The sequence below is a fragment of the Brevibacillus sp. genome (assembly GCF_003521185.1).
GTDB classification, from domain to species: domain Bacteria; phylum Bacillota; class Bacilli; order Brevibacillales; family Brevibacillaceae; genus Brevibacillus; species Brevibacillus parabrevis.
Window position 1 is genome coordinate 1 of sequence record NZ_DOTK01000019.1, and the last position, 5,570, is coordinate 5,570.

Below are 5,570 nucleotides of genomic sequence, written 5' to 3' on the forward strand. Positions count from 1 at the left end.
TGCTGGGCGCACCAAAAAAAGAACCTGCTTGCACAGGTTCTTGCGTCGTTATTTCTTCGCCAGGGCGTTGACGACATCGTTCATTTTCATTTCATCTGCGATCGGACCATCGCTGATCCAGTGCTTCGCTCCGACAATCACACGTATAGAAAACAAGATGATCGGCTTGCCGCTGCCGTCATCCTTTTTGGTGCTGTTATTTCTTTTCTACCGCATGTCCGCCAAATTCGTTGCGCAGCGCAGCGACAACTTTGCCGTGGAAGGCATCCTCGTCCAGCGAGCGATAGCGCATGAGCAGCGACATCGCGATCACAGGAGTGGCTGCTTGCAGGTCGAGCGCCGTTTCCAGCGTCCATTTTCCTTCGCCGGAAGAGTGCATGACGCCGCGAATGTCATCGAGCTTGGCGTCTTTGCGGAAGGCGCGCTCCGTCAAGTCCATCAGCCAGCCGCGGATGACAGAGCCGTTCGCCCACACGCGGGCCACTTCGGCGAAATCGTAGTTGTACTGGCTTTTTTCCAGCACCTCGAAGCCTTCCCCGATCGCTTGCATCATTCCGTACTCGATCCCGTTGTGAATCATTTTCAAAAAGTGACCGCTGCCCGCATCGCCCGTGTACAAGTAGCCCTTGTCCACGTTAATGTCGCGAATCATCGGTTCGATGTGGGCGAACGCTTCCCGATCCCCGCCGATCATCATACATGCCCCGTGGCGAGCGCCTTCCATTCCGCCGCTTGTGCCTGCATCGAGAAAATGAATGCCATTGGCTTTCAACCGTTCGTAGCGCTCTACAGATTGCTTGTAATGCGAGTTACCGCCGTCGATGACGATATCGCCGGGAGCGAGAATCATAGACAGCTGATCAACCAGCTGGTCGACAATCTCCCCTGCCGGAACCATCAGCCAGATGACGCGCGGCGTGTCCAGCTTCGCTACCGCATCCTCGACAGAAGCAGCCGGAATCGCTCCTTCGCGGCTCAGTTCTTCCGCACGGCTTTTATCTACGTCGTAAGCGACAACCTCATGTTGATGAGAAAGCAAATTGAGTGTCAGATTGTACCCCATTTTACCTAGACCGAGAATCGCAAGTTTCATTCGCGTACGTCACTCCTTTTGGGATGAACTCTGTTAGTTTGTATTATAAGACAAAAATTTTCATCTTTCATCAGAAATGAAGAAAATTTTTTTGAAACTAGGAAACGACCGTCTGTTTCTCCTATACTAGCAAGTAGGAAATCATTGCATTTGCCCTGCACGAGCCTTTTTGGCAATATCTTTTGCTGAAATATAGATGGCATTCCAGTACGATTCAATTCAATTCAATTCAGGAGGTCGCATTTCATGCCAGATACAACGTCACACACGCCTGTCAGTGTGCTTGCGCAGCTGCGCGCCATTTACACACAGTTAAGCGGCAAAGAACAGCAGATTGCCGATTACATTTTGCAGCATGCCAATCAAATCGTTCATTTCTCCATTACCGAGCTGGCCGATCAGTGCCAGTGCGCGGACGCGACGGTCTTTCGGCTTTGTCGGCGGCTCGGTTTTCGCGGGTACCAGGCGTTTAAAATCGCGCTGGCCAGCGAAGTGACCAATCCAAAGCAAACGATCTACCAGGAGATCAATCTGGATGACGACGACATCGGCGCGATTGCCGAAAAAATTTTCACCGCGAATCTGGAAACATTGCGGGACACCCTGCAAATCATCAACAAGGATGAGCTGCTCAAAATCGTCTCCTGCCTGGAAAAAGCGACTCGTATTGAATTTTACGGCTCTGGCGGCTCGGCTGCGATCGCCCAAGACGCCTACCACAAATTCATGCGGACAGGCATTCCCTGTATTCATCACTCGGATGCCCACTATCAGGTCATGTCCGCTTCGCTGCTGACGGAAGGCGCGGTAGCCGTAGGTTTCTCCCACTCCGGCTCCAACAAAGATATTTTGGCAGCCCTGCGCGTAGCCAAGGAGCGCGGCGCCAAAACGATTGGCATTACGAGCTACGGCAAGTCTCCCCTCGTCCGTCTCGCTGACATGTGCTTATACACGACTTCGCGGGAAACCGTTTTTCGCACGGAAGCTTTGTCTTCCCGCCTCGCCCAGCTCAGCCTGATCGATTTGCTGTACGTGGCGGTTTCCTTGCGCAGACAGGACGATACGATCTCCAACATTCAGCATATCCGAGAAGCTATCTCGCTCAAACGCCTGTGATCAGGCGTTTTTCTTTTTCCCTCCCAAACCATCAAACGGCTATTTTTGGTAATACTATCGATGTGAATATGAAAAATGAAATAATTTTTTTCTTTTATATTAACAAATGAAAAAAATTTCGCTATAATCTCGTTATCAACACGCCACTCGGTTGAAAGCGTATACAAATGATCGTGACTGTTTCCATTCTCTTCGGAGCCAAAAGAACAGGCGGCAAGCGGTCCGATCTTACTTTTAGGAAAACATCGAGACGTTTTTCGCGAAAAAAGGGTGAAAGCACATGAAGCAAAGCTACTTTATCGGTCTTGATATCGGGACAACCAGTACGAAAGCGATTGTCTTCACAGCATCTGGAGCCGTTCGCGGGACTGGCAATATCGACTATCCCCTGCTGGTGCCGAAAGCATCGTGGGCTGAGCAAGACCCGGAAACGATCTTCGCCGCTGTCGTTGCCGCATTGAAACAGGCGATTGAACAAGCGGACATCGGGCAGAACGAAATCGGCGGCATCGGCTTCTCCACCGCGATGCACAGCCTGATTGCCGTAGATGCGCACGGAAATCCCCTGACGAACAGCATCATCTGGGCGGATAACCGCAGCGCGGCACAGGCAGAGCGGCTCAAGGAGGAAGGTGTCGGCCATTCGATCTACCTGGCGACCGGAACGCCGATCCACCCCATGTCGCCGCTTCCCAAAATCATGTGGCTCAAAGAGAATCAGCCCGATATTTCCCAGAAGACAGCGAAGTACATTTCCATCAAGGAATATGTGATCTATCGACTGTTCGGTCAGTACGTGGTTGATTACTCCATCGCTTCGGCTACGGGACTGTTCAACTTGCGCAAACTGGACTGGGACGACAACGCGCTGCAGGTTGCCGGCATCACGAAGCAACACCTGAGCGAGCCAGTGCCGACTACCCATATCCTGCGGGGAATGAAGGTACGCTATGCGGAAGAGATCGGGCTTGATCCCGACACGCCTTTTGTGGTCGGAGCAAGTGATGGCGTGCTGGCCAATCTCGGCATCGGTGCCATCGACAACGGTCAGGTAGCCATTACGATCGGGACGAGCGGAGCTGTTCGGACGGTCGTGCCCGAGCCGATCACCGATCCGAAAGGCCGCACGTTCTGCTACTTGCTGACGGAGAATCATTGGGTCATCGGCGGCCCGTCCAACAATGGCGGGATCATGCTCCGCTGGTTCCGCGACGAGTTCAGCTGGCCGGAAGTCGAAAAGGCGAAGCAGCTGGGCGTCGATCCTTACGACGTCATGATTCAGGCAGCTGAGCATGTACGCCCCGGCGCAGATGGGTTGCTGTTCCTCCCCTTCTTGTCCGGCGAACGCGCGCCCTACTGGAATGCGCAGGCGAGAGGTTCTTTTTTCGGCATCGGCCTGCACCACAAACGGGAGCATTTCATCCGCGCCGTCCTCGAAGGCATTTTGTTCAGCGTATACAGCATTGGCATCGCGCTCCGCGATCTGGCTGGAGGCGCCAAGGAAATTCGCGCATCCGGCGGCTTCGCCCGTTCCAAGGAATGGCGGCAAATCATGTCCGATATGTTCGGCTACGAGGTGCTGATTCCTGAGAGTCACGAAAGCTCCAGCTTTGGCGCCGCCCTTTTAGCGATGCACGCGCTTGGAGCATTGGACAATTTGCATGATGTGAAAAAGATGATTCACATTTCGCACAGGCATGAGCCGGACCTGGAGCGATCCAGCATGTATCTGGAGTTGTTTTACATTTACGAGCGCGTTTACTACAACCTCCTGGAGGAGTACAAGCTAATCGCCAAGTTCCAAAAACAGTTGAACAACTAGACACATCAAACGGAGGGTTCTATCATGCCACTTCTCATTACGTTGATCTCGATTCTCTTCCTCCTCGTTCTCATCACGCGGTTCAAAGTCAACCCGTTTGTCGCGCTGTTGCTCGCGGCCGGGTTTGTCGGAATCGCTTCCGGGATGCCGCTCGTCAAAGTCGTCGACTCGATCAAAGACGGGATGGGCGGAACGCTCGGCTTTATTGCGATCGTGCTCGCGCTTGGCACCATGCTCGGAAAAATGATGGCGGAATCCGGCGGCGCAGAGCGAATCGCCCGCACCTTGATCCGGCTGTTCGGTGAAAAAAACGTTCACTGGGCCATGATGTTCGTCGCCTTTATCGTAGGGATTCCGGTCTTCTTTCAAGTAGGCTTCGTTCTGTTGATTCCGCTCGTCATTACGATTGCCAGACAAACGGGCGTCTCTTTGCTGAAAATCGGGATTCCGCTCATCGCCGGATTGTCCATCGTGCATGGCATCGTGCCTCCGCACCCTGCTGCCATGGCAGCGGTCGATCTGTTCCAGGCCGATGTCGGCAAGACGATTTTGCTGTCCATCATCGTAGCCCTGCCTGCTGCAATCATCGCCGGGCCGCTCTACGGCAGCTGGATTGGCAAGCGCATCCAGACGAGCATCTCGCCTGAGCTTGCAGCGCAAATGGCGGAGCCAAAGGACGAGCGCGAATTGCCTGGCTTCGGAATCACTGTCTTTACCGTGCTTTTGCCTGTGTTTTTGATGTTGCTCGCGACTGTCGCCGATGTAACATTGCCGAAGGAAGACGCCTTGCGCCAATGGGCTGATTTTATCGGCAGCCCAATCACGTCCCTGTTGATTGCCGTCATCATTTCGTTCTGGACACTCGGCTTCAATCGCGGCTTTACCAAAGACGACATTCTCAAATTCACAAACGACTGCCTCGCTCCTACCGCGACAATCCTGTTGGTCATCGGTGCGGGTGGCGCGTTCAACAAAGTTCTGCTGAACAGCGGCGTCGGCGATTACATCGCCGAATTGGCCAAAGCCTCCGCGATTTCGCCCATCCTGTTGGGCTGGCTGATCGCTGCCCTGATCCGCGTGGCTACCGGCTCCGCTACCGTCTCCATGATGACGGCAGCAGGAATTGTCGGGCCTATCGCCCTGCAAGTTCCCGGAACCAGCCCGGAACTGTTGGTACTGGCAACAGGCTCCGGCTCGCTGATCCTGTCCCATGTGAACGATTCCGGCTTCTGGCTGATCAAGGAATATTTCAACATGTCGGTGCAAGATACGCTGAAGTCGTGGACGGTGATGGAGACGATTTTGTCGGTGGTGGCGATTATTTTGATTATGGCATTGAGTTTGGTTGTATAGGGTGGAGGTAGTACAGATGTAATGGAGCAGGGCACTCTTTCTGGTGGGATTGGGGGAGTGTCCTGTTTTTGTTTGTGTTGGTTGTTTGGTTTTGTGTTTATGGTTTGGTTTATGAACGGATTTATTAGTTCTTGCTCGATATTATGTGTAATATGTCAACCCCGCCTATTTTTCTTGGCTTTTTTG

4 protein-coding genes are annotated in these 5,570 nt (G+C 53.2%); 3 read left to right on the forward strand and 1 reads right to left on the reverse strand.

The genetic code is table 11. The annotated features are described in order from the left end of the window. Window positions 1-196: 196 nt before the first annotated feature. Entirely contained in the window at window positions 197-1,093 is an 897-nt protein-coding gene (gnd, locus tag DEP07_RS04460; RefSeq protein WP_173599805.1) for a phosphogluconate dehydrogenase (NAD(+)-dependent, decarboxylating), read from the reverse strand. Window positions 1,094-1,339: 246 nt separating this feature from the next. Between gnd and DEP07_RS04465 the strand changes: the two genes are divergently transcribed. The 3 genes from DEP07_RS04465 (at window position 1,340) to DEP07_RS04475 (ending at window position 5,384) form a co-directional block, all read left to right on the forward strand. Then, window positions 1,340-2,209 (forward strand): MurR/RpiR family transcriptional regulator, encoded by an 870-nt coding sequence (locus DEP07_RS04465; protein WP_122966404.1) that lies wholly within the window; start codon window positions 1,340-1,342, stop codon window positions 2,207-2,209. Between the two features lie 280 nt (window positions 2,210-2,489). Beyond that, the gene (gene gntK / locus DEP07_RS04470) at window positions 2,490-4,031 is read left to right on the forward strand and encodes a gluconokinase (RefSeq protein ID WP_173599804.1); all 1,542 of its coding nucleotides are present in this window, start codon (window positions 2,490-2,492) and stop codon (window positions 4,029-4,031) included. Window positions 4,032-4,055: 24 nt separating this feature from the next. Continuing rightward, the gene (locus DEP07_RS04475) at window positions 4,056-5,384 is read left to right on the forward strand and encodes a GntP family permease (protein ID WP_122966402.1); all 1,329 of its coding nucleotides are present in this window, start codon (window positions 4,056-4,058) and stop codon (window positions 5,382-5,384) included. Window positions 5,385-5,570: the final 186 nt, after the last annotated feature.

Excerpts from the sequence above, each read along its gene's own strand:
- gnd (WP_173599805.1), bottom strand. The coding sequence starts at position 1,093 with ATGAAACTTGCGATTCTCGGTCTAGGTAAAATGGGGTACAATCTGACA.
- DEP07_RS04465 (WP_122966404.1), top strand. The coding sequence starts at position 1,340 with ATGCCAGATACAACGTCACACACGCCTGTCAGTGTGCTTGCGCAGCTG.
- gntK (WP_173599804.1), top strand. The coding sequence starts at position 2,490 with ATGAAGCAAAGCTACTTTATCGGTCTTGATATCGGGACAACCAGTACG.
- DEP07_RS04475 (WP_122966402.1), top strand. The coding sequence starts at position 4,056 with ATGCCACTTCTCATTACGTTGATCTCGATTCTCTTCCTCCTCGTTCTC.